This is a genomic window from Achromobacter sp. KK8 (genome assembly GCF_054188005.1).
The window spans coordinates 2,625,102-2,647,968 of record NZ_CM135178.1; the positions used below are offsets into that span (position 1 = coordinate 2,625,102).

23 protein-coding genes are annotated in these 22,867 nt (G+C 66.6%); 12 read left to right on the forward strand and 11 right to left on the reverse strand.

The genetic code is table 11. From position 1 onward, the window contains the following. The 5 genes from ACVN9Z_RS12180 to ACVN9Z_RS12200 are packed head-to-tail and all read right to left on the reverse strand — an operon-like array spanning position 1 to position 6,606. The gene (locus ACVN9Z_RS12180) at positions 1–492 is read right to left on the reverse strand and encodes an aromatic-ring-hydroxylating dioxygenase subunit beta (RefSeq protein WP_006388956.1); all 492 of its coding nucleotides are present in this window, start codon (positions 490–492) and stop codon (positions 1–3) included. Beyond that, positions 489–1,802, reverse strand: coding sequence for an aromatic ring-hydroxylating dioxygenase subunit alpha (locus ACVN9Z_RS12185; RefSeq protein WP_006388957.1), 1,314 nt, complete (start codon positions 1,800–1,802; stop codon positions 489–491). Before ACVN9Z_RS12185 ends, ACVN9Z_RS12180 begins: the two co-directional genes overlap by 4 nt. A gap of 26 nt (positions 1,803–1,828) precedes the next feature. Further along, positions 1,829–2,806 carry a PDR/VanB family oxidoreductase gene (locus tag ACVN9Z_RS12190; RefSeq protein ID WP_047992564.1) on the reverse strand — a complete coding sequence of 326 codons (978 nt, stop codon included), beginning with the start codon at positions 2,804–2,806 and terminating at the stop codon, positions 1,829–1,831. A gap of 21 nt (positions 2,807–2,827) precedes the next feature. After that, positions 2,828–4,372 carry an indolepyruvate oxidoreductase subunit beta family protein gene (locus tag ACVN9Z_RS12195; protein ID WP_054499633.1) on the reverse strand — a complete coding sequence of 515 codons (1,545 nt, stop codon included), beginning with the start codon at positions 4,370–4,372 and terminating at the stop codon, positions 2,828–2,830. Between the two features lie 11 nt (positions 4,373–4,383). Beyond that, a complete protein-coding gene (locus tag ACVN9Z_RS12200; protein ID WP_458213418.1) occupies positions 4,384–6,606 on the reverse strand; it encodes a thiamine pyrophosphate-dependent enzyme in 2,223 nt (740 codons plus the stop codon). Positions 6,607–6,977: 371 nt separating this feature from the next. Between ACVN9Z_RS12200 and ACVN9Z_RS12205 the strand changes: the two genes are divergently transcribed. The 6 genes from ACVN9Z_RS12205 (at position 6,978) to ACVN9Z_RS12230 (ending at position 13,216) form a co-directional block, all read left to right on the forward strand. Then, on the forward strand, positions 6,978–7,469 hold the full coding sequence (locus tag ACVN9Z_RS12205; RefSeq protein WP_035183977.1) for a MarR family winged helix-turn-helix transcriptional regulator: 492 nt from the start codon (positions 6,978–6,980) through the stop codon (positions 7,467–7,469). Between the two features lie 225 nt (positions 7,470–7,694). Beyond that, the gene (locus ACVN9Z_RS12210; protein ID WP_240685636.1) at positions 7,695–9,266 is read left to right on the forward strand and encodes an ABC transporter substrate-binding protein; all 1,572 of its coding nucleotides are present in this window, start codon (positions 7,695–7,697) and stop codon (positions 9,264–9,266) included. Between the two features lie 63 nt (positions 9,267–9,329). After that, entirely contained in the window at positions 9,330–10,319 is a 990-nt protein-coding gene (locus tag ACVN9Z_RS12215; protein WP_006388963.1) for an ABC transporter permease, read from the forward strand. Beyond that, positions 10,319–11,233 (forward strand): ABC transporter permease, encoded by a 915-nt coding sequence (locus ACVN9Z_RS12220; protein ID WP_006388964.1) that lies wholly within the window; start codon positions 10,319–10,321, stop codon positions 11,231–11,233. The genes ACVN9Z_RS12215 and ACVN9Z_RS12220 overlap by 1 nt, the downstream gene beginning before the upstream one ends. 10 nt (positions 11,234–11,243) lie before the next feature. After that, positions 11,244–12,224 carry an ABC transporter ATP-binding protein gene (locus tag ACVN9Z_RS12225; RefSeq protein WP_006388965.1) on the forward strand — a complete coding sequence of 327 codons (981 nt, stop codon included), beginning with the start codon at positions 11,244–11,246 and terminating at the stop codon, positions 12,222–12,224. After that, positions 12,221–13,216 carry an ABC transporter ATP-binding protein gene (locus ACVN9Z_RS12230; protein WP_458213419.1) on the forward strand — a complete coding sequence of 332 codons (996 nt, stop codon included), beginning with the start codon at positions 12,221–12,223 and terminating at the stop codon, positions 13,214–13,216. The genes ACVN9Z_RS12225 and ACVN9Z_RS12230 overlap by 4 nt, the downstream gene beginning before the upstream one ends. A 381-nt stretch (positions 13,217–13,597) precedes the next feature. Here ACVN9Z_RS12230 and ACVN9Z_RS12235 read toward each other — a convergent pair whose 3' ends face one another. Both ACVN9Z_RS12235 and ACVN9Z_RS12240 read right to left on the reverse strand, forming a co-directional pair. Further along, entirely contained in the window at positions 13,598–14,119 is a 522-nt protein-coding gene (locus ACVN9Z_RS12235; protein ID WP_006388968.1) for a hypothetical protein, read from the reverse strand. A 110-nt stretch (positions 14,120–14,229) separates the two neighbouring features. Next, positions 14,230–15,018: an AraC family transcriptional regulator gene (locus ACVN9Z_RS12240; protein WP_054496818.1), complete on the reverse strand. Its 789-nt coding sequence runs from the start codon at positions 15,016–15,018 to the stop codon at positions 14,230–14,232. Between the two features lie 98 nt (positions 15,019–15,116). On the opposite strand from ACVN9Z_RS12240, the gene ACVN9Z_RS12245 reads away from it, so the two are divergent. Continuing rightward, positions 15,117–16,043, forward strand: a complete 927-nt coding sequence (locus tag ACVN9Z_RS12245; protein ID WP_020924995.1) for a DMT family transporter — start codon at positions 15,117–15,119, stop codon at positions 16,041–16,043. A gap of 12 nt (positions 16,044–16,055) precedes the next feature. Here the strand turns inward: ACVN9Z_RS12245 and ACVN9Z_RS12250 are convergent, their stop codons facing one another. Next, on the reverse strand, positions 16,056–16,874 hold the full coding sequence (locus ACVN9Z_RS12250; protein ID WP_049054628.1) for an AAC(3) family N-acetyltransferase: 819 nt from the start codon (positions 16,872–16,874) through the stop codon (positions 16,056–16,058). A gap of 151 nt (positions 16,875–17,025) precedes the next feature. On the opposite strand from ACVN9Z_RS12250, the gene ettA reads away from it, so the two are divergent. The 5 genes from ettA (at position 17,026) to ACVN9Z_RS12275 (ending at position 20,412) form a co-directional block, all read left to right on the forward strand. Further along, positions 17,026–18,699, forward strand: coding sequence for an energy-dependent translational throttle protein EttA (ettA, locus tag ACVN9Z_RS12255; protein ID WP_024067854.1), 1,674 nt, complete (start codon positions 17,026–17,028; stop codon positions 18,697–18,699). A gap of 57 nt (positions 18,700–18,756) precedes the next feature. Then, a complete protein-coding gene (locus ACVN9Z_RS12260) occupies positions 18,757–19,032 on the forward strand; it encodes a type II toxin-antitoxin system VapB family antitoxin (RefSeq protein ID WP_006388973.1) in 276 nt (91 codons plus the stop codon). Next, positions 19,019–19,396 carry a type II toxin-antitoxin system VapC family toxin gene (locus tag ACVN9Z_RS12265; RefSeq protein WP_049054629.1) on the forward strand — a complete coding sequence of 126 codons (378 nt, stop codon included), beginning with the start codon at positions 19,019–19,021 and terminating at the stop codon, positions 19,394–19,396. The genes ACVN9Z_RS12260 and ACVN9Z_RS12265 overlap by 14 nt, the downstream gene beginning before the upstream one ends. A 67-nt stretch (positions 19,397–19,463) precedes the next feature. Beyond that, positions 19,464–19,997: an isochorismatase family protein gene (locus ACVN9Z_RS12270; RefSeq protein ID WP_054480708.1), complete on the forward strand. Its 534-nt coding sequence runs from the start codon at positions 19,464–19,466 to the stop codon at positions 19,995–19,997. Positions 19,998–20,187: 190 nt separating this feature from the next. After that, a complete protein-coding gene (locus ACVN9Z_RS12275) occupies positions 20,188–20,412 on the forward strand; it encodes a glycine zipper 2TM domain-containing protein (RefSeq protein ID WP_006388976.1) in 225 nt (74 codons plus the stop codon). Positions 20,413–20,541: 129 nt separating this feature from the next. Here ACVN9Z_RS12275 and minE read toward each other — a convergent pair whose 3' ends face one another. From minE to minC, 3 genes are all read right to left on the reverse strand, one after another. Beyond that, positions 20,542–20,799, reverse strand: a complete 258-nt coding sequence (minE, locus tag ACVN9Z_RS12280; RefSeq protein WP_006388977.1) for a cell division topological specificity factor MinE — start codon at positions 20,797–20,799, stop codon at positions 20,542–20,544. 3 nt (positions 20,800–20,802) lie between these two features. Next, on the reverse strand, positions 20,803–21,618 hold the full coding sequence (minD, locus tag ACVN9Z_RS12285; protein WP_045953349.1) for a septum site-determining protein MinD: 816 nt from the start codon (positions 21,616–21,618) through the stop codon (positions 20,803–20,805). A gap of 189 nt (positions 21,619–21,807) precedes the next feature. Continuing rightward, positions 21,808–22,725 carry a septum site-determining protein MinC gene (gene minC, locus ACVN9Z_RS12290; RefSeq protein ID WP_458213420.1) on the reverse strand — a complete coding sequence of 306 codons (918 nt, stop codon included), beginning with the start codon at positions 22,723–22,725 and terminating at the stop codon, positions 21,808–21,810. Positions 22,726–22,867: the final 142 nt, after the last annotated feature.

Sequence of the window (22,867 nt, forward strand, 5' to 3'; positions counted from 1 at the left end):
CTACATGAACAATTGGATGTTGCCGAATGCGGCGTCGCAGTTCACCAGGTCGACGCGCTTGAGGCGGATGCGCAGCGCGCCGTCCTGCTCGACCAGATGATGCGTGGCCCAGCCGGCGTACAGGGTCTGCGCGTCCTGCCGCGTTTCGACGTAGTGGAAGGCAGTGCGCACCACATGGCGCCCCTGCCCGGGCGCCGAGTCGGGATGGTCGCGTTCTACCGTGGGCGCCTGTAGCAGGTGATGGCAACGGCTCTTGGGTTGCTGCGAGAAGGTGCGCTGGCCCGCCAGGCGCTCGACCCGCACGCGCAGCAGCAGCTTGTCCTCGTACATCAGCGAGGCGTGCAGGCGGGCGTCGGTCTGGCCGTGGGCCAGCGGCATCCAGTAGTGGCCGTCCTCGGTGTACAGATCCAGCCAGTCCTCGAAGCGCAGCTCGTCGAGCAGGCGCGCCTCGGCGTAGACGAAATCGATCAGGTCGCGGTCGCTCAAGCTCATGCCTGCTCCGTCATGTAGCGGCCCCATGCGCGGTACTGGTTGCGCATCTGCCATTCGTTGGTGCCGTTGGTGGTGACGTTCTTCTGGCCGAGCTCGGCCGGGTCGTACAGGCGGCCGACGTTGACCCAGTCGCGGGCGCGCGATTGCAGGCCGTCCTGGGCGCGCTCGTACATCTCCAGGTCGTCGTGGCCGACCACCGAGGTGGGCGCGTTGATCAGGCGGTTGTACATGAGGGTGCGTTCCAGCAGCAGGTCGGGCGCGCCGACCAGGCGGAAGGTCCACGACTCCACCAGGGTGCGGTCGGCGGCGATCGGCTTGAACACGCGCAGGGTCTGGATCGGGCCCTTGACCATGATGTTGGGGAAGTACACGGTGTTGTGGCGCACGTCGCCCAGGATCTGGTGGGCGCGTTCCTCGCCGTAGGCCGCGACCATGGACTCCCAGTAGCCGGGAATGCCGGAATACGCGGCATGGATCGAGTCGGACACGCCGGTATGGCCGTGGCCGTTTTCCCAGACGCGGATGCCCATGTTCTCGAAGAATTCATACGGCGAGATGAACGGCGCGAACAGTTCCACCGCCATCGGCTTGGGCGTGCCGGCCGGGGCCTGTTCCCAGACCTTGACCGCGGTGCCGGCCGACGACTCGTGCGCCACCATCGGGTGGCAGGTGTCGGTCTGGTTGTCGACCAGCATCTTCCAGTTGCAGCGGTGCATGTAGCGCAGCACGCCGCCGGCCACTTCCAGCCGGCCCTCGGGCGAGCGGTCGACCATGTTATCCAGCGTCGACAGCGCGTCGCCGAAGAAGTCCTCGAACGACTGGCCGTTCGGGTTCAGGCGGCAGAACACGAAGCCGCGGTGGTTGCGCACGTCTTTCACCGCCGCCATGCCCTGGCTGGCCTCGCACTGCTCCAGGCCGGTGTTCTCATAGCCCTTTTTCAGCGGGATCGACAGCAGGCTGCCGTCGGTCTTGAAGGTCCAGGCGTGATAGGGACAGCGGAAGAACTTGCCGGTGTTGCCGCAGGCGTCGCCCGCCACCATGGTGCCCTTGTGCGGACAGCGGTTGTGCAGCACGCGCACCGAGCGGTCGCTGTGGCGCACCATCACCACCGGCTGGTTGCCGACGGTGGTGGTGATGTAGTCGCCGGGGTTGGGCACCTGGCTGTCGTGGCCGACGTAGACCCAGGTGTTGGCGTACAGCCGTTCCATCTCCAGGTCGAACAGTTCGTCGTCGATGAACAGGTCCTTGTGCACCTCGGTCTCGCGCAGCAAGGCGCGGATGGCATCGGGGTTGTCGCGGTATTTGGCCATCGTGGTCTCCTCTTCTCGCGCCCGGCCTACAGGTCCAGCACCAGGCGCGCCGACTTGGCGCGCGAGATACAGATCTGGATGATCTTGCCGCTGGCTTTCTCGGTATCCGACAGGTAGTAATCGCGGTGGTCCGGCTCGCCTTCCAGCACGGTGGCCTGGCAAACGCCGCATTCGCCGCGCTTGCAGTCGTACATCGGGTCGCAGCCTTCTTCTTCCATCACCTCGACGATGGTCTTGTCGGCGGGAATGGTCAGCACCCGGCCGGACTGGCGCAGCTCGACCTCGAAGGGCTGGTCGCCGGCCTGCGGCGCGGCGCTGGTGAACAGTTCGAAATGGATGTGGGCGTCGGGCCAGTGGCGCGCGCGCGCTTCCTGGATGACGGCGTCTATCAGGCCCTTGGGACCGCAGACGTACAGATGCTGGCGTGGACTGGCGGCGTCCAGCAGCGCCTTCAGGTCGAAGCGGCAGGAGGCATCATCGTCGGCGTGCAGCACCAGCGCGTCGCCGGCCAGCGCCTGCAGTTCCGGCAGGAAGGCCAGTTGGTCGCGGCTGCGGCCGCTGTAGTGCAGTTCAAAGGCGCGGTTGGCGGACTTGAGTGCCGCCGCCATCGACGCCACCGGCGTGATGCCGATGCCGCCGGCGATCAGCACCACCGGTTCGTCGCCAGCCGGACCCTCGTGCAGCGGGAAATCGTTCTTTGGCCCTTCGACGCTGAGCGTGTCGCCCACTGCCAGGCCATGCATGTGGCGCGAGCCGCCCGCGCTGGCTTCTTCCAGACGCACGCCCAGGCGGTATTCGACGGGTTCGGCGAAGCGGCCGGCTTCCGGCGCCAGTTGCACCAGCGAGTAGCAGCGCGGCTCGCGCAGGCCCGGCACGCTGACCTTCAGGTGGGCGCCGGGGCCGAAGGCGGGCAGGGCGCCGCCGTCTTCGCGCGCCAGGCGCAGCGAGCGGATCAGCGGCGATTCCTGCCGGACTTCACGGACGATGAGTTTCAGGGTTTGCACGGCGTCGTCTCTATATCGATATCAGGCGGCCAGTTTCTCGGCCAGTTGGCGTTCCATGGGGCCGCATTTCTCGTCGGCCAGCGCGGCCTGGCGCAGGGCGCGCAGCGAGGCCGCCGCGTCGGGCCGACCCGCCAGCTTGGCGGCGGCCGCGATCAGCTGGCGGTACTTGCCGCCGCCGCGCGCGTGGGTGTCGCTGTAGCCCTTGACCAGGCGGCGGCAGTTCACCGTCTCGACCGCCAGGTCGTAGTCGCGTGGCGCCAGGTCGGCGATCAGGTCCAGCCATTGCGTCAGGCCTTCGGATTCGATCTGGTGGCGCAGCGTGCGGCGGCGGAAGCGGCGCATGCCGGCCAGCGTGTACAGCATCAGGAAGCCGCCCAGCGTGCCGCTCTGCATGCGGCGGCCCTTGCCCAGGCGGCGTTCGACGAAGCCGCCGAAGGCCTTCGACCGTTCCAGCCAGCGGCCCAGCCCGGCCGGCAACGTGCCGCAGATCTCTTCGAGCCGCGGGTGCATGAATTCGGTGGTGTAGACCAGCTGATCCGGCTTGGCGCCGACTTCGGCGCGCACCCGCTCGAAGCGGCTGCCTCGCGTCTTCAGGTCGGCCACGCGGATCACGTCGTCATAGGCCATGGCGGTGGCCAGGTAGCGCGCGGCGGCACAGGTCAGCGCCCATTGCTTCGATTCGCCACCGTGGCGCGCGTCCAGTTCGCGGATCGCGGCCATGCGGGCCAGGTAGTCCTCGGCGTATGCCAGGTCCTGGAATTCGATCTGGCGGCGCGCGCCGGCCGTCAGCATCGGCTGCGCACAGGCGGGAAAGTCGCGGGTGATGCGGTCGAGCAAGGTTTGCGCTCTCGGGCTGGCGGCGCGCTCGGGCACGACAGGGACCGGGCGCGCCAGATCGATCGCGGCCGGCTGCGCGGGCGCCTGGTCGGCGGCCTCGAAGCCGAGCGCGAAGGCGCGCAGGCTGGCGTCCACGCCGACGCCAGCGCGGCGCACGGTGGCCTCGAAGTCGTCGCGCGAGAACGGCAGCGCGCCGCTGCCGGCGACGGCGCCGAACAGGCTGGCGCTGATGACGCTGCCGGCGCGGTCGGCCAGGTCCTGCAGGTCGAAGCAGAGGAAGCGGCGGGCCGCCGCGCGGCCGGCCTCCAGCACCTTGTTGGGATCGGCGATGCCGTTGCCCGGCGCCGATTTCTCGCTGACCGCGTAGCTGCGGTGCGACGAGGCGATCAGCACGCTGCGGTCGGGCGTCACCAGCCCGCGCTGGATGGCGCGGCCGCCTTCCATCAGCTCGGCCGCCACCACCAGGTCGACGTCGCCCGGGGTGGGCATCAGCGCCAGCGCCGGCGGGCGGCCGGCGCGCGTCACGTCGGACTCGGGCAGCAGTTCCAGGTAATAGATGGTGGCGCCGGTGCGCTGCGCCACGCCTGGCACCGAGGTGGTCTGGGCCCACCAGCCGGCGTGCTCGGCCATGTCGACGATCCAGTCGGCCAGCACGCCGCCGCCCTGGCCGCCCATGGCCAGGATGGCGATCTTGATGGGAGTGCCTTGCTGCAATGCCACCGGGTTCATGGGGCGGGTCCTCACAGGGCGAATTTGGCCAGGCGCGCTTCGCGGCGGCGCTGCAGGTAGCCGATCACGCCCTGGCGCAGGCGCGCCAGGAAACGGTCGCGGCCGCTGGGGTTGTGGACGATGTCGGCGCGGTAGAACGACGGGCACAGCACGGCGGCGTGCGCCACTTCGCCGCAGTTGCCGCAGCCGACGCAGCTGCTCTCCACGTGGGCCACCGGATCTTCCTTGAGCGGATCGCCGCTGTCCTTGACCGTCAGCGACGGGCAGCCGGACAGCCGGATACAGGCGTGGTCGCCGGTGCAGACGTCGGGGTCGACGCCGAAGCGTTCCTTGATCACGCGCTTGCCCGCCTTGACCGCCTGGTTGAACAGCGGCTTGATGCGGCGCTGCTTGTTCAGCATGCATTCCGACTGGGCGATGATGACCTTGGGGCCCTTGACGTCGGTGGTCAGCGCTTCCTCGATGGTGGCGCGCACCTTGGCGACGTCATAGGTGCGGTCCAGCGTGCGCACCCACTTCACGCCCACGCCGCGCACGGCCTGGTCGATGGGATTGTTGGTGGAGCGGTCCGGATTCTCGGCGCGCGAGGACAGGATGTCCTGGCCGCCGGTGGCCGAGGCGTAGAAGTTGTCGACGATGACGATGACGCCGTCGTACTTGTTGAACACCGCGTTGCCGATGCCCGAGGCCAGGCCGTTGTGCCAGAAGCCGCCGTCGCCCATGATCGAGATGGGCCGCTTGGCCGCCGGCACGTTGAAGGCCGCGGCGCTGGATGCGCCCAGGCCGTAGCCCATGGTGGTCGCGCCCAGGTTGAACGGCGGCAAAATCGAGAACAGGTGGCAGCCGATGTCGCAGGAAATATGGTGCTGGCCCAGCTTTTCCTGCGCCAGCGTCAGGGCCGAGAAGATCGGCCGCTCCGGACAGCCGGTACAGAAGCCGGCCGGGCGCGGCGGCACCACCGCGGCCAGTTCCGCGACGTGCTTGTGGAAGGTGATGGGCTGCTCGGCCGGACGCGGCGCGGGCTTGGGCCGCGTGATCTCGGTGACCTGCAATGTGGCTTCGGCGGCGGCGTCGGCGGCCACGGCCGGATGGGTCTGCAGCGATTCGGGGCGTTCGCGCTTGAGGAATTCACGCAGGCCGTCGCGCATCACCTGGGTGGTGTATTCGCCCGCCATCGGCAGCACGTCCTTGCCGGACAGCTTCGTATCGACGCCGGCCTTGCGCAGCACCGCGTGCAGGGCCTGCTCCAGATAATCGGGCTGGCCTTCCTCCAGCAGCAGCACGGCGCGCTTGCCGCGGCAAAAGTCGATGACCTCGTCTTCGATGACAGGGTAGGCCACGTTCATCACATACAGCGGAATGCGGCTGTTGCCGAAGTTGTCCGCCAGGCCCAGCAGTTGCAGGGCGCGGATCACACCGTTGTACAGGCCGCCCTGCAGGATCAGGCCGATGTCGTCCTGGTCGCCGTCGAAGTGCTCGTTGAGCTTGTGTTCCTTGATATAGCGGATGGCGGCGGGCCAGCGTTCCTTGATCTTTTCCTGCTCGTGCAGGAACGAGGCCGGCGGCAGCACGATGCGGCTGGTGTCGCGCGCCGGGCTTTCCAGCGCCTGGGCCAGCGAGAACGCCGGCCGCTGGTTGTCCTTGGCGATGAAGCGGCCGTGCACGTGGCAGCCGCGGATGCGCAGTTGCAGCATCACCGGCGTCTTGCTGGCTTCCGACAGCGCGAAGCCGTCTTCCACCGCCTTGACCATGCTTTCCAGGTTGGGACGCGGATCGAGCAGCCAGATCTGCGACTTCATGGCGAACGCGTGCGAGCGTTCCTGCATGATGGACGAGCCTTCGCCGTAGTCCTCGCCGACGATGACCAGCGCGCCGCCGGTGACGCCACCCGATGCCAGGTTGGCCAGCGCGTCGGAGGCGACGTTGGTGCCGACGGTGGATTTCCAGGTGACCGCGCCGCGAATCGGGTACATGACCGAGGCGGCCAGCGTGGCGGCGGCGGTGGCTTCCGAGGCGCTGGCCTCGAAGTGCACGCCGAGTTCCTGCAGGATGTCGTTGGCGTCGGCCAGCACGTCCATCAGGTGTGAGATGGGCGAACCCTGGTAGCCCGCGACGTAGCCCACGCCAGATTGCAGCAGCGCCTTGGTGACCGCAAGGATGCCCTCGCCGCGGAACTCTTCGCCCGCGCCGATGCGCAACTGCTGGACTTCTTTCTTGAAAGACCTTTCAGCCATCTCGAACTCCTCCACGCGGACCGGCATCCGGGTCCCGAAGCCATGCTGCTGCGCAGCACGCCCATGTCACGAAATTTCGCTCTGAAAAATACTTTAGGAGTCAACGTTTTAGCTGTCAATAAAAAAGATGAAATTTCATGGAATCAAAAAAATATCACGCTAAAACAAGGGTGTATATACTGGTTGTTCTCTATCCGAAGGACCGGGAAAAGGCGCTTTGATGGTGCAAAAACGGGTTGCGATTCGGGGTATACCCTGTGCTGCGCAACAGCATTGCGCCGCGTCATGGCGCAGGCCGGCGCCAACGTGGTGCAATGCGCCTGCCGGCCTCGGGTCGCCTATTCAATATTGATGCGTGGGAGCAGAACAACATGCGGTCGGACAAGCACGGCGATACCCTGGCCGGCGGCGCACGGTTCGTCGACGACTACCTGGCCTACCTGCTGGCGCAGGCCAGCCAGCGCATTTCCGCGGAGTTCCACCAGCAGGTGAAGGCGGCCGGCCTGTCGGTGACCGAATGGCGGGTGCTGGCCAGCCTGGAAGGCAGCGCGGGCGAGACCATCGGCGACCTGGCGGTGCTGGCCATCACCAAGCAGCCGACGCTGAGCAAGGTGGTGCAGCGCATGGAGGCCGAAGGGCTGGTGGCGCGCAACGGGGTGCGCGCCGACCGGCGCCAGACCCGGGTCTGCATCACCACCAAGGGCCGCAACCTCATTGCCGCGCTGTGCGAGCAGGCGAAGCAGCACCAGAAGGCAGTGCTGGCCCCTTTCGGCGAAGAAAAGGCCGCCCTGCTGATTGACATGCTGCGGGTGCTGATGACCGAGCATGTGCCGCTCGACCTGCCGCTGGAGGCCGACGAGTAGGGCGGCACCGGCCGCCAGGGGCCGAGCCCTTGATGAGGCGCGTTGCGGTCGGGTGAACACCGTTTACATCAAGAGAACAGCGATTTTTTTGTCATATTTTTATACGTCCCTAAATAGGTTCTCCCAGGGAAAACCCCCTCCGGTACGCATAAACCCTTAATTGACGCGGGTCTTGGCGCTAGGCAATATCGCGCCGGTATTCAGACTACAGTCAGGAGTTGAACCATGCGCCGCACTTTGATTGCCATCGCGATCGCCGCCGCCGTGGCCGTGCCCTCGATCGGGCAGGCCAAGACCTTCCGTTGGGCCGCCCAGGGCGACATCCTCACCTTCGATCCGCACTCGCAGAACGAAGGCATGACGATCGCCGCCAACAGCTATGTCTATGAACCGCTGGTGGACTACGACAAGGACTTCAAGGTGGTGCCGCGCCTGGCAACCGAATGGCAGCAGGTTTCGCCCACGCTGTACCGCTTCAAGCTGCGTCCCGGTGTCAAGTTCCACGACGGCGCCGCCTTCACGGCCGACGACGTGGTGTTCTCGGTGCATCGCGCCATGGCGCCCACCTCGAACTACAAGGCCTACACCACCGGCATCAAGGAAGCGCGCAAGATCGACGACCTGACGGTCGAGATCGAAACCACGGCGCCCAACCCGGTGCTGCTGCGCCAGCTGCCCAACGTGTTCATCATGAACAAGGCCTGGTCGGAGAAGAACAACATCGCCAAGCCGCAGGACTTCGTCAACAAGGAAGAGACCTACGGCGCGCGCAACACCAACGGCACCGGCCCGTACAAGCTGAAGTCGCGCGAAGTCGACGTGCGCACCGTGTTCGAAGAAAACAAGGACTGGTGGAACAAGGCCGGCAAGGTCGGCAACGTGACCGAAGTGGTGTTCACGCCGATCAAGCAGAACGCCACGCGCACCGCGGCGCTGCTGTCCGGCGAGATCGACTTCGTGCTCGACCCGGCCGCGCAGGATCTGGACCGCTTGCGCCAGTCGGCCAAGGTGGTCGAGGGCAACGAATACCGCACCATCTACCTGGGCCTGGACCAGAAGCGTCCCGAGCTGCAGTACTCCAGCATCAAGGGCAAGAACCCGTTCCAGGACATCCGCGTGCGCGAGGCGCTGTACCGCGCCATCGACGTCGACGCCATCAAGCGCGCCGTGATGCGCGGTCTGTCGGCGCCCACCGGCACCATGATCGCGCCGCAGGTCCACGGCTGGACCGAGTCGCTGCACAAGCGCGTGCCCTACGATCCCGAAAAGGCCCGCGCCTTGCTCAAGGAAGCCGGCTACGACGGCACCCTGAACTTCACGCTCGACTGTCCCAACAACCGCTACATCAACGACGAAGCCATCTGCCAGGCCGTGGTCGGCATGTGGGCCAAGGTGGGCGTGAAGGCGACCATGAACGCCATGCCGCGTTCGACCTACTTCCCCAAGGTGCAGAGCTCCGACACCAGCGCCTACCTGTTCGGCTGGGGCGTGCCCACGTTCGACGCCATGTACACGCTGCAGAACCTGATCCGCACCAAGGGCGAGGGCGCGGACGGCATGTACAACCTGGGCAACTACAGCAACAAGGAACTGGACGCGATCATCGACCGCATCAAGACCGAAACCGATGCGGCCAAGCGCGACGCCGACATCCACAAGGTGCTGGAAGTGCACGCCAAGGAATTCGGCCACATCCCGCTGCACGACCAGGTCATTCCCTGGGCCATGCGCAAGAACGTCTCGGTGATCCACCGCGCGGACAACCGCCTCGTTGCCGACTGGGTCAAGGTCGACTGACCCCGCCCCGGCTAACCAGACAGCGAAGCCCCGCGGGGCTTCGCCGTTTTGCCTTTCCCGCCTATGTTTGCTTTCATACTGCGTCGCCTGTTGCAGGCCGTAGCGGTGATGCTCACCGTCGCGCTACTGGCCTTCGTGCTTTTCCAATACGTCGGCGACCCTGTCACCATCATGCTGGGGCAGGACGCCACCGATGCCGAGCGCATCGAGCTGCGTGAGCGCCTGGGGCTGAACGAGCCCGCCATCGTCCAGTTCGGCCATTTCGTGGCCAACGCCGCCCAGGGCAATTTCGGCATTTCCCTGCGCCAGAGCGAACCGGTCTCGAGCCTGCTCAAGTCGCGCCTGCCGGCCACGCTGGAGCTGTCCCTGGTGGCGGCCCTGCTGGCGCTGGTGGTGGGCGTGCCGCTGGGCGTGTACACCGCGCTCAAGCGCAACAGCCTGCTGTCGCAGCTGCTGCTGGCCGGTTCGCTGCTGGGCGTGTCGTTGCCGACCTTCCTGATCGGCATCCTGCTGATCCTGGTGTTCTCGGTGCAACTGGGCTGGCTGCCCAGCTACGGCCGCGGCGACACCGTGGCGCTGGGCTGGTGGACCTCGGGCCTGTTCACCGCCAATGGCTGGAAGCACCTGATCCTGCCGTCGATCACGCTGTCGCTGTTCCAGATGACGCTGGTGCTGCGGCTGGTGCGCTCCGAAATGCTGGAGGTGCTGCGTTCGGACTACATCAAGTTCGCCCGCGCCCGCGGCCTGAAGCGGCGCGCCATCCATTTCGGCCACGCGCTCAAGAACACCATGGTGCCCGTCATCACCATCACCGGCCTGCAGCTGGGCGGCATCATCGCCTTCGCCATCGTGACCGAGACGGTGTTCCAGTGGCCCGGCATGGGGCTGCTGTTCATCCAGGCGGTGCAATTCGCCGACGTGCCGGTGATGGCCGCGTACCTGTGCCTGATCGCGCTGGTGTTCGTGGTGATCAACCTGATCGTCGATCTTCTGTATTTTGTCGTGGACCCGCGCCTGCGTTCGGGGCTGACCCGCGGCGGAGGTGGCCACTGATGCGTGCCGTACTGAAACGCTGGTGGGACAGCGACATTGCCTGGGCCTGGCGCCGGGCGCCCGTGGCTATCGTCGCCACCGTCATGCTGGCGCTGCTGCTGATCGGTTCCTTCGGGGCCGGCTGGGTGGCGCCGCACAATCCGTTCGACCTGACCAAGGTCGAGCTGCTGGACGCGTTGTTGCCGCCGGCCTGGTCGCCCAACGGCCAGTCGACCTATCTGTTGGGCACCGACAGCCAGGGCCGCGACCTGTATTCGGCGATCCTGTACGGCACCCGCGTGTCGCTGCTGATCGGCCTGGCCTCGGTGCTGCTGTCGATGCTGATCGGCATCGTGCTGGGGCTGATCTCGGGCTACGCGGGCGGACGCATCGATGCCTTCATCATGCGCATCGCCGACGTGCAACTGTCGTTCCCGGCGATCCTGATCGCGCTGCTGATCGATGGCGTGGCGCGCGCGGCGGTGCCGCGCGAGCTGCACGAGATCATCGCGTTCCCGGTGCTGATCGGCGCCATCGCGCTGGCCGGCTGGCCGCAGTACGCGCGCACGGTGCGCGGTTCGACCCTGGTGGAAAAGAACCGCGAATACGTGCAGGCGGCGCGCGTGATCGGCGTGGCCTCGCCCGTCATCATGTTCCGCCACGTGCTGCCCAACGTGCTGGGGCCGGTGCTGGTGCTGGCCACCGTGCACTTGGCGACGGCCATCATCACCGAGGCGACGCTGTCGTTCCTGGGCGTGGGGGTGCCGCCGACCGCGCCGTCGCTGGGCACGCTGATCCGCATCGGCAACGATTTCCTGTTTTCCGGCGAATGGTGGATCACCATCTTCCCGGGCGCGGCGCTGGTGCTGCTGGTGCTGTCGGTCAACCTGCTGGGCGACTGGCTGCGCGACGCATTGAATCCACGCCTGAATTAGAGATATACCCATGAGCGCATTACTTGAAGTCCGCAATCTGCGCGTCGAGTTTCCGACGCGCCGCGGCACGCTACGCGCCCTGGACGACGTGTCCTTTTCGATCCAGGCGGGCGAAGTCCTGGGCGTGGTGGGGGAATCGGGCGCCGGCAAGTCGCTGACCGGCGCGTCGATCATCGGCCTGCTGGAACCGCCTGGCCGCATCGCGGCCGGCGAGATCCTGCTGGCGGGCCGGCGTATCGACAACCTGCCCGACGAGCAGATGCGCCGCGTGCGCGGCCGCGAGATCGGAGCGGTGTTCCAGGACCCGCTGACCTCCCTGAATCCGCTGTACACGGTGGGCCGGCAACTGGCCGAGACCATCGTGACGCATCTGGACATGAGCTGGTCGCAGGCGCGCAACCGCGCGGTCGAGCTGCTGGCGGCCACCGGCATCCCGGCGGCGCGCGAGCGTATCGATCATTACCCGCACCAGTTCTCGGGCGGCATGCGGCAGCGTGTGGTGATCGCGCTGGCGCTGGCGGCCGAGCCGAAATTGGTGGTGGCGGACGAGCCGACCACGGCGCTGGACGTGTCGATCCAGGCGCAGATCATCGAGCTGCTCAAGCGCCTGTGCCGCGAGCAGGGCACGGCGGTGATGCTGATCACGCACGACATGGGCGTGATCGCGGAAACGGCGGACCGGGTGGCGGTGATGTACGCGGGACGCGTGGCCGAGATCGGCCCCGTGCGCGACGTCATCCACCAGCCGCGCCATCCGTACACGACGGGGCTGATGGGGTCGATCCCGTCGCTGCAAGGGCATGCCGAGCGGCTGGTGCAGATCGACGGCAGCATGCCGCGCCTGAATGCGATTCCGCCGGGCTGTGCCTTCAATCCGCGTTGCGGCCGGCGCCTGCCGCGCTGCGGCCAGGACCGGCCCGAACTGATGCCGGCGGGCACGTCCCGCGCGGCCTGTTGGTTGCATGAAAACGAAGTCGAGGTGACGCCATGAGCACGCCGTTGGTGCAAGTGAAGGACGCGGCGCGCTGGTTCGATGTGTCGCCGCCCTGGCTGGAGCGCAAGCTGGCGGGCAAGCCGCGGATGATGCTGCGCGCGGTGGACGGCGTGTCGTTCGAGATCAATCGGGGCGAGACACTGGCGCTGGTGGGCGAGTCGGGCTGCGGCAAGTCGACGGTGGCGCGCATGCTGGTGGGGCTGTATGGGCTGACGCGTGGCGACATCCGTTTCGACGGCCAGCCGCTGTCGCGCATGTCGGAGCCGGGCGGGCGCGAGCTGCGCAAGCGGCTGCAGATGATTTTCCAGGACCCGTACGCGAGCCTGAATCCGCGCTGGCGCGTCGGCCGCATCATTGCCGAGCCGATGCTGACGCATACGAAAATGACGCCGGCCGAGCGCACGGCGCGGGTCGGCGATCTGCTCAGGCAGGTGGGGCTGGATCCGGCCGACCAGAGCCGTTATCCGCACCAGTTCTCGGGCGGGCAGCGCCAGCGCATTTCGATCGCGCGGGCGTTGGCGGTGAATCCGGAGTTCCTGGTGTGCGATGAGCCGACCTCGGCGCTGGATGTGTCGGTGCAGGCGCAGGTGCTGAACCTGATGAAGGACCTGCAGCGCGAGCTGGGGCTGACCTATCTGTTCATCTCGCACAATCTGGCGGTGGTGCATCACGTGGCCGATCGGGTCGGGGTGATGTATCTGGGGCGGATGGTGGAGGTGGCGCCGCGCGACGAGCTGTTCGCGCGGCCGCGGCATCCGTATACGCGGATGCTGCTGGCGGCGATTCCGGATATCGATGGGGCCGGCAAGCCGCGCACGGCGGTGGCGGGGGAAGTGCCGAATCCGTTGAATCCGCCGTCGGGGTGCACGTTTCATCCTCGGTGTCCGCATGCGAATGAGCGGTGTAGGGCGGAGGCGCCTGTGGGGCGGATGGCGGGAGTGGCGGTGGTGGCTTGCCATGCGGTGGAGGAGGGGCGGATTGCGGGGTGATCTTTTGCTTGCTGGCCTTGTAAGGGGTTCTTGAGGCGCCTGTCGCGGCGCGGGGCGGGGTGCGCGGGGCTACGATTGCGGTCCGGAGCCTTCGCTCCGGACTACCCCTTCCTCATCTTCGTCCAGGCCTTCGGCCTTCCCTTCAGATTCCGTCGGGCGCATCTACACGCCCCGCGCACCCCGCCCCGCGCCACGACAGACTCGCGTCGGTGGCTCATGACGGGTGCTTGGGGGAGTGGTGTGCTTGGCGTTTTTGCCGACACTGTCGTGAGGGGGGGGAGAGCGTCTTGCGGGGCTGCTGCAACGGGGCCGCGCGGGCGGCCCGTTGCAGCGTCTGGGTGGTGGGGCGTCGAGGCGGTGCTGGTTTGCCCGCCTGCTGGTTCAGTGGCGATGACCCGGATCGTTGTGGTCGTGAGCGTGGTCGTGGGCGTCGTCCTCGTCCTCGTCGTCGTCTTCCTCGTCTTCCTCATCCGGGTCGGGCAGGGGTTCCTCGGTCAGGGCGAAGGGCAGGACATCTTCCAGGTTGTCGGACCAGGCGGACTCTTCGCCGTCGTGGTCGAGCTTGATGAAGCGTTCGCCTTCGTTCAGCGAGATCTGGATGGCCCAGAGGTAGAGGCAGTCGTAGGTGTCGTCGCCGGTCGGGGGCAGGCCGCCACGGTTGCCGAGCAGGCGGGCGCCGGGGCCGCCGAGCTGGACGTGGGTCTGGTCTTCGTCGGGCTCGGCGTTTTCGTCAATGGGCACGCCATAGGTGACCCATTCGGTGCCTTCTTCGCCCAGCACGACTTCGGCCAGGACGGGCTTGCCCAGGTAGGCGCTGAGGGCGTCGGCGGTCTTGGCGAGCATGTCCAGTTCGGTCGCGCTGAAGTGGGTCAGGGAAGGCGGGGGCGTGGCGGAGGCGGACATGGGGGTTCCTGGCGCGATGATGCCGCGGGGACGGCGTTACGAAAAAAATGCAGACGCTATTGTCTCGCGATCGCGCGCGGCGTGCATCGGGCGCTTGGATTACGCGCGTTTCAGGCGGGCGCGGCGGCGCGCTTGCGGGCGCTGTCGGGGGACTGGCCGGTCAGGCGCTGGAACATGGCGATGAAGGCGGACGGCGTGCTGTAGCCGAGTTCGCGCGATACGGCCTGTACCGGTTGGCCGGCGTCGAGCATTTCCAGCGCACTGACCACGCGCAAGCGTTGGCGCCATTCGTTGAACGACATGCCCAGGTGTTGCTGGCAGTGGCGCAGCAGGGTGCGTTCGGTGATGCCGGCGGTGGCGGCCCAGTAGGCGGCGCCGCGCTTGTCGCCAGGCTGGCGTTGCAGGGCGGTCAGGATGGGGGCCAGCACGGGTTCGGTCGCGGACGGCAGGTAGCTGGCGTAGGCGGGGGCGACGCGGACCTGGTCGATGACCACTTGCGCCAGGCGCCGGTCTTCCGGCGTATCTGGATAGGCGATGCCGCGCCGTTCGAAGTCGGCCAGAATGGCGCGCATGACGGGACTGATCTCCAGTGTGCAAGGCCTGGCGGGCAGGTCGGCGCAGGCGGCGGCCGGGATGTCGATGCAGGCGTAGTGCACTTCCCCCTGGTTCTGGCAGCAGTGCGAGACGCGCGGCGGTATCCAGATGGCGTATTGGGGCGGCGACAGGTAGGTGCTGTCCTCGATGCCGATTTCCATGATGCCGGACAGGGCGAAATTCAGTTCGCCCCAGGGCGAGCTGTGGCGCTGGACGCGCGAGTGCGGCAGGAAGTGCAGGATGCGGCAGGCCAGCGGATAGGGCCGGCCCGGGCCAAGGCTGGGCGGGGATACGGCGAGGTCCATGTCCGAAGTTCACTGGCGTTTGTCGGTTTTTCATTATATACATCAAGTCGGACAAATCCTACACTGGCCAGCCGTAATCCTGTTTTGGCAGTTGTTCCATGACGCGCGCAGATGCTTCGCCCACCCCGGCTCGCTATTTGTTGTTCCCGCTGCTGGCGGCTTTGATCTGGTCGGTCAACATGATCGTGACCAAGATGGCGGCCGGCGTGATCGCGCCGGCCGCCATCGGCTTTTACCGCTGGGCGCTGGCCGGGCTGCTGCTGACGCCGTTCGCGCTGCCGGCCGCCTGGCGCCAGCGGCGCGCGCTGTGGCCTTACCTGCCCAAGTTCGCGGTGCTGGGCGGCCTGGGCATGGCGCTGTACCAGGGCCTGGCCTATGTGGCGGCCAGCAGCACCACCGCCACCAACATGGGCATCATCACCGCGATGATTCCGTTGCTGACGATCGCGGTCGGCGCCGTGGTGTTGCGCGAGCGTCCCTCCCTGATGGCGCTGCTGGGCGGCCTGCTGTCGCTGGCGGGGCTGGCGTTGCTGATCGGCGAAGGCGATCCGGCGCGCCTGCTGTCGGTGGGCGCGAACCATGGCGACGTGCTGATGGGCGTGGCCGCGCTGGCCTATGCGTTGTACGGCGTGCTGCTGCGGCGCTGGGGCCTGCCGGCCGGACCGTGGGTGTCGCTGTACGTGCAGGTGGCGTTCGGCGTGCTGTTCCAGTTGCCCACCTTCCTGATGGCGCCGGCCTCGCCGCTCAATGCCGAGAACCTGCCGCTGGTGCTGTATGCGGGCCTGTTCCCGTCGCTGTTCGCGCCGTTCCTGTGGATGCAGGGCGTGCGCCACCTGGGGCCGGCCCGCGCCAGCGTGTTCCTGAACCTGATGCCGGTGGCCACGGTGGCGATCGCGGCGTTGTTCCTGGACGAGAAACCGCACCTGTTCCACATCGTTGGCGGCGCGATGGCGCTGGCCGGCGTGATGCTGGCGCAGATGCGCGCGCCATTCGCCGGCGCGCGCCGCGCGCGGGTTGCCTCGTAGGGGCTTTCCGCTTCAGCCCGGCGCGGGCTGGCCTTGCCAGTAGCGCGCGGCGTGTTCGACGGCGACCCGCGCTGACACGCGCAGGCCGTGGCCCGCGCCGAGCGGGAAGCGCCGCGCCAGTCCGGCGTCGATCAACGACTGGCCGACCGGCAGGAAATGATCGGAGTCGAGCAAGGCGGGCTGGTCATATCGCTTCCAGACACGCCGGCCGTGCTCGATGATGGGCGAGGCTTCGGGCTGGCGCGGCCGCGCCGGCCAGGCGCGTTGTTCGGCCAGGTGCAGCATGGTGCAGACATCGAAGCCGACGCCCAGCAACAGGATCTCGGCGTCGGCGCGCAACAGCTTGGCCAGCGGCGATGTTTCGCCCAGCGGGTCCTCCAGTTGGTGGCCGGCGGTCAGCGTTTGGGCGCCGGCGCCGACGGCCGCGAACGAACAGGTGGGATGCAGGCTGCGCACGGCGCCGGGCCAGGTGCGGAACAGCTCGGCCACCGCGCCCATGCCACGCGTGGGCGTGATGGCGGGATCGTAGGCCGGCATGTGCTCGTACAGGGTGTCGAGCCAGGCGGCCGGCACCGGCGGCGCCTGCCACTGCGCGGGATCGGTCAGGTCGGAGGAGTGCGCCGGCATCGCCACCAGGCCGTCGGAGCCGACGCAGTCGAGCAAGGCCTGGATCAGCGCCACGGGACCGCCCGCGATCCAGCCCAGGGCGCGCAGCGAGGTGTGCACGAGCACCGTGGCGCCGGGGCGCAGGCCGCCGTCGCGCAATTGCGCCGCGAGGCTGTCGCGGGTGGCGGGAAACGGGGTGCGGGCCAGCAGGTCGGCTTCGGTCATGGGGGTGGGCAGGGTGCCGCGAGGGGCGTCATGGAACGGACACAAGCCGTAAATATAGCCTTGCCGCCGGCGCGCGGACCCCGCCCGCGCGCCTGTCCGGGTTCCGGCCTACAATCAACGATTCATCAGCTTTCTTACCCTATACGAGCCCATGGCCCAATACGTCTACACCATGAACCGCGTCGGCAAGATCGTGCCGCCCAAGCGGCAGATCCTGCGTGACATCTCGCTTTCGTTTTTTCCTGGCGCCAAGATCGGCGTGCTGGGCCTGAACGGCTCGGGCAAGTCGACGCTGCTGAAGATCATGGCGGGCGTGGATCGCGAGATCGAAGGCGAAGCCATCCCCATGCCGGGCCTGAACATCGGCTACCTGCCGCAGGAACCGCAGCTCAACCCCGAGCACACGGTGCGCCAGGCGGTTGAGGAAGGCCTGGGCGCGGTGGTCACCGCCAAGAAGCGCCTGGACGAGGTCTACGCCGCCTACGCCGAGCCGGACGCCGACTTCGACGCGCTGGCCGCCGAGCAGGCCGAGCTGGAAGCAATCATCGCGGCCGCCGCCTCCAGCGGCGCCGACGACATCGAACACCAGATGGAAATCGCCGCCGACGCGCTGCGCCTGCCGCCCTGGGATGCCATCGTCGGCAACCTGTCCGGCGGTGAAAAGCGCCGCGTGGCGCTGTGCCGCCTGCTGCTGTCCAAGCCCGACATGCTGCTGCTGGACGAACCCACCAACCACCTGGATGCCGAAAGCGTCGAATGGCTGGAACAGTTCCTGCACAAGTTCCCGGGCACCGTCGTCGGCGTGACCCACGATCGCTACTTCCTGGACAACGCCGCCGAATGGATCCTCGAACTGGACCGCGGCTACGGCATTCCCTGGAAGGGCAACTACAGCTCCTGGCTGGAGCAGAAGGAAGATCGCCTCAAGCAGGAAGAGGCGTCCGAATCGGCCCGCCAGAAGACCATCAAGAAGGAACTGGAGTGGGTGCGCCAGAACCCGAAGGGCCGCCAGGCCAAGGCCAAGGCGCGCCTGGCCCGCTTCGAGGAACTGTCGTCCTACGAATACCAGAAGCGCAACGAGACCCAGGAAATCTTCATTCCGGTGGGTGAGCGCCTGGGCAACGAGGTCATCGAATTCAACAACGTCAGCAAGGCCTACGGCGACCGCCTGCTGATCGACAACCTCAGCTTCAAGATCCCGGCCGGCGCCATCGTCGGCATCATCGGCGCCAACGGCGCCGGTAAATCGACGCTGTTCCGCATGATCGCGGGCCGCGAGCAGCCGGATTCGGGCGAAGTGAAGATCGGCCAGACCGTCAAGCTGGCCTACGTCGACCAATCGCGCGACGCGCTCGAAGACAAGAAGACCGTGTTCGACGCGGTCGCCGACGGCGCCGACCTGCTCACCGTGGGCAAGTTCGAAATGTCCTCGCGCGCCTACCTGGGCCGCTTCAACTTCAAGGGCGGCGACCAGAACAAGGTGGTCGGCCAGCTGTCGGGCGGTGAACGCGGCCGCCTGCACATGGCCAAGACGCTGATCGCCGGCGGCAACGTGCTGCTGCTGGACGAACCGTCCAACGACCTCGACGTCGAAACGCTGCGCGCGCTGGAAGACGCGCTGCTGGAGTTCCCCGGCAGCGTCATGGTCATCAGCCACGACCGCTGGTTCCTGGACCGTATCGCCACGCACATCCTGGCTTTCGAGGGCGATTCGCAGGTGGTGTTCTTCGACGGCAACTACCAGGAGTACGAAGCCGACAAGAAGCGCCGCCTGGGCGAAGAGGGCGCCAAGCCCAAGCGCCTGCGCTACAAGGCGCTGAAGTAAGCCGGCCTGTCAGGCGGTGCGAAAATCCCGGCCATTGCGCGCCGGGATTTTTTTCGGATGATAGAATCAAAAAGTTCATCATTTGATGCGAATTTTTGCTCCAATCATTTCAAGGAGGCCAGTGTGCGTACGACTGTGACGCTCGATGACGACCTGCTCGAATTGGCCCGTACCTATACGGGCGTCCAGGAGACATCGGCGCTCGTAACGCGAGCGCTGACCCAGCTCGTGCAGAAAGAGGCCGCGAAGCGGTTGGCCAAGCTTGGTGGTAGTTCGCCCAAGTTGAAGCCTATCCCGCGGCGGCAGACGGAAACCTGCAATGATCCTGGTTGACACTTCCATCTGGATAGATCATTTATCCGACGGCGAGCCATGTCTGGTGCGCTTGCTGGAGGAAGAAAGTGTATTGATGCACCCGTTCATCGCGGGTGAATTGGCGCTGGGTTCGTTGGGCCGGCGTGACGTTGTATTGGGTGCGATGTCGCTATTGCCTCAAGTCGTGCGTGCGAGTCATGACGAAGTCATGCACTTTCTTCATAGCGAGAGATTGTTTGGAAAGGGCATTGGTTATGTGGATTTACACTTGTTGGCGTCCACGCGACTGACACCTGGCGCGGCGCTATGGACCAGGGACAAACGGCTGCAGGCACTCGCCACCACCTTGAGCCTGGCGGTTGATCCCCCGAGATATCATTGAATGAAGCGGTTTGGCGTGATGGTCGTACCGTATCGTCGATACCGCCTTCAACCTCAGGAGACCTCCCATGTTGTTGCAAGCCTCCGATTCCACGCTGCTCATCGTCGACATGCAGGGCCGCCTGATGCCTGCGATCCACGACGGCGACGCGGTGGTGGCGGCCAACGCCAAGCTGGCGCGGGCCGCGCGGCTGCTGGATGTCCCCGTGGTCGCCACCGAGCATCACAGCAAGATGCTGGGCGTCACCGTGGCGCCGCTCGCCGAGCTGGTGCAGTCCACTTTCCAGAAGATGCACTTTTCGGCCGCGCGCGAACACGGCTTCGATGCCTGGCTGCCGGCGGCGCGAAAAACGGTGCTGGTGACCGGCTGCGAAGCCCACATCTGCGTGTTGCAGACCGTCATCGGTTTGACCGGGCTGGGTTACAAGGCGGTGCTGGTGGCCGATGCGGCCGGTTCGCGCAAATCGTCCGACCACCATGCCGCGTTGCGCCGCGCGCGCGCCCACGGCGCCGAGATCGTCACCACGGAAATGGCCATTTTCGAGTGGATGGAGACCTGCGAGCATCCGCGCTTCCGCGACGTGTTACGTCTGGTCAAATAGCCGGCCGCGCCTGCAACATCGTCCCTGGGAGTCGCAAAGATTCCCTCGCCCTTTGACACAATTCCTGGGCAAACCTAACACCGCGGGACGGGATATTTTGCGATCCTGAAGGCTCTAAACCCATAAGGGGTATCGTGCGCTCGCGTCTGGATCTAGGTGCGGCCCCGGGTACAAGAATAGGAGCCTCATCATGAAAATCGCATCTCTTTCCAAAATCTGTGTCGCTGTCGCCATGGCCGCCGCCATGGCCGGTTGCTCGTCGTGGGACAGCATGAGCCACCGCCAGAAAAGCACGGTGGGCGGTGCGGCGCTCGGCGGTGTGGCGGGTGCCGTCATCACCAACGGCGGCATCCTCGGCACGGTGGGCGGCGCGGCGATCGGCGGCGTCATCGGTGATCAGGTGGGCAAGCACTAAGCCGCGAACCAGGCAGTCGCCAGCATGCGCTGGCGTACCGTGCCAAACGCAAAAACGCCCGGCATTGCCGGGCGTTTTTGCTTGGTGGCGCAGAACGAGGCGCGCGCCGGCGGGCGGCGCGCGCGGACATCAGGTTTCGCTTTGCGGCATCTCGATCTTGACCTCGAGCACTTCGAGCGTGTCCTGGCGTTCCAGGTGCACCTTGATGTCCTCGGGATTGATCTTCACGTACTTCGAGATCACCGCGATCAGTTCCTGCTGCAATTGCGGCAGGTAGTCGGGCGAATCGCCACGGCCCCGCTCGTGGGCCAGGATGATCTGCAACCGTTCCTTGGCGACGGAAGCGGAGGTTTTCTTTTGACCAAGCAGAAACGACAGGAAGGACATTGCTTACTTGCCTCCGAACAGGCGTTTCAGGAAACCCGGCTTTTCGTAGTCGGTAAAGCGCAGGGCCTTGTCTTCGCCCAGGTAGCGGGCCACGACGTCCTTGTAGGCCTCGGAGACGTCGGTATCTTTCAGGTGGATGGCGGGCAGGCCCTGGTTGGAGGCTTGCAGCACGGCTTCGGACTCGGGAATGACGCCGATGAGCTTGATGCGCAGGATGTCCTCGATGTCGCCCAGCGACAGCATTTCGCCGTCGACCACGCGCTTGGGGTTGTAGCGCGTCAGCAGCAGGAATTCCTTGACCGGCTCGCCGCCTTCGACGGCGCGTTTGGACTTGGCGGCCAGGATGCCCAGGATGCGGTCGGAATCGCGCACCGACGAGACTTCCGGGTTGGTCACGACCAGCGCGTCGTCGGCGAAATAGGCCGCCATCAGCGCGCCCGTCTCGATGCCGGCGGGCGAGTCGCAGACGATGTAGTCGAAGCCCATTTCCTTCAGGTCGTTGATGACCTTTTCCACGCCGTCCTGCGTCAGCGCGTCCTTGTCGCGCGTCTGCGAGGCGGGCAGGATGAACAGGTTTTCAAGCTGCTTGTCCTTGATCAGCGCCTGGTTCAGCGTGGCTTCGCCCTGGATCACATTGACGAAGTCGTACACCACGCGCCGCTCGCAACCCATGATGAGGTCGAGGTTGCGCAGGCCGACATCGAAGTCGATGACAGCGGTCTTGTGGCCCCGCATCGCGAGGCCCGCGGAAAAACTGGCGCTCGTCGTGGTCTTGCCCACGCCGCCTTTGCCGGAAGTCACCACAACAATGCGTGTCATGACGATCAAACCCTTATGTTCGAATAAATCGCGTTATCGTAAAGCAAAAAGCCCGTGTAAGGCTTCTTACAGAATGTGTTGAACGGGCACGGCCCGTTCGAGACTGACAGAGTATTGCGTTGCAGGACCATTCCGCGTCCGGCGCCGGCTCGCGCCAGCCTGGCTGGCATGGATCGCGGGCGGGGCATTTCAGGCTTTCAGGGCCTCGATGCGCAGCGTGTCGCCGTCCAGGCGTACCAACGCAGGCTGGTTCTGCAGAGAGCGGTCAAGCTTGTCTTCGACCACGCGGTACACGCCGGCCACGGCCAGCAGCTCCGCGTCCAGGTGGGTGGTGAAGATGCGCGCCGACGTGTCGCCGCGCGCGCCGGCCATGGCCTTGCCGCGTAGCGGACCGTACACGTGCACGTTGCCGTCGGCGATGACCTCGGCGCCCTGGCTGACCATGCCGATCACGACCAGGTCGGTATGGCGCGCGTAGACGCGCTGGCCCGAACGCAGCGGCTTGGTGATGACCAGGGCCGATGACGATTGCGGCGCGGCCGGCGTGGGGCTGGGCGCCGATGTGGTGCTGGCGGCGGCGCGCTCGGGCAGCGGCTCGGCGGCCGCCTTGTCGGCGGGCTTGTCGGTGGCCTTGTCCGCGGATTTATCGGCGGTCTTGCCGGCAGCCTTGTCGACCTGCGCTTCAGCGGCGGGCGTGGGGGCGGGGGCGATCTCGACGGCGGCGGCCGGCACCGACGGCACCGGCGTGGCGACATCGTTGGGCGGCGCCGTATCGATGACCTGCGCCGGCCGGGCCGCGGGGGTGGACAGCTCCACCGGCGTCAGGCCGGCGGCGCGGGCTGCGGCCAGGTTGGCGCCCTCGGCCACGATGCCGATGGTGGGCAGGTTGTGCCCGCGCAAGGCCGCGACCAGGGCGGGCCAGTCGATGGTTTCCTCGACACGGCTGGCGTCGATCACCACGGGCTCGTTCTCGAAGAAGCTGCCCGCGTCCGCCATGCGCTTGGCCAGCGCGGCGTTCAGGCGTTCGGGATCGGCACTGTGCAGGACCACCCGGATGGCATACAGGGTGGCGCTCTTGAAGTCCAGGGCTAGGGATTCAGTGTTCATCTTGATCGGGGGCTGGCGGTTCCGGGCGCCTGGAAGGGGCGCGCGCAACCGGCTGCGGAATGTCGGGCATGATAACCCGCCCCGGGCCCGTTCAATCGATTCGGCAAGGGGGAAAAAACCCGGAATCGCGGCGGATGGCGCA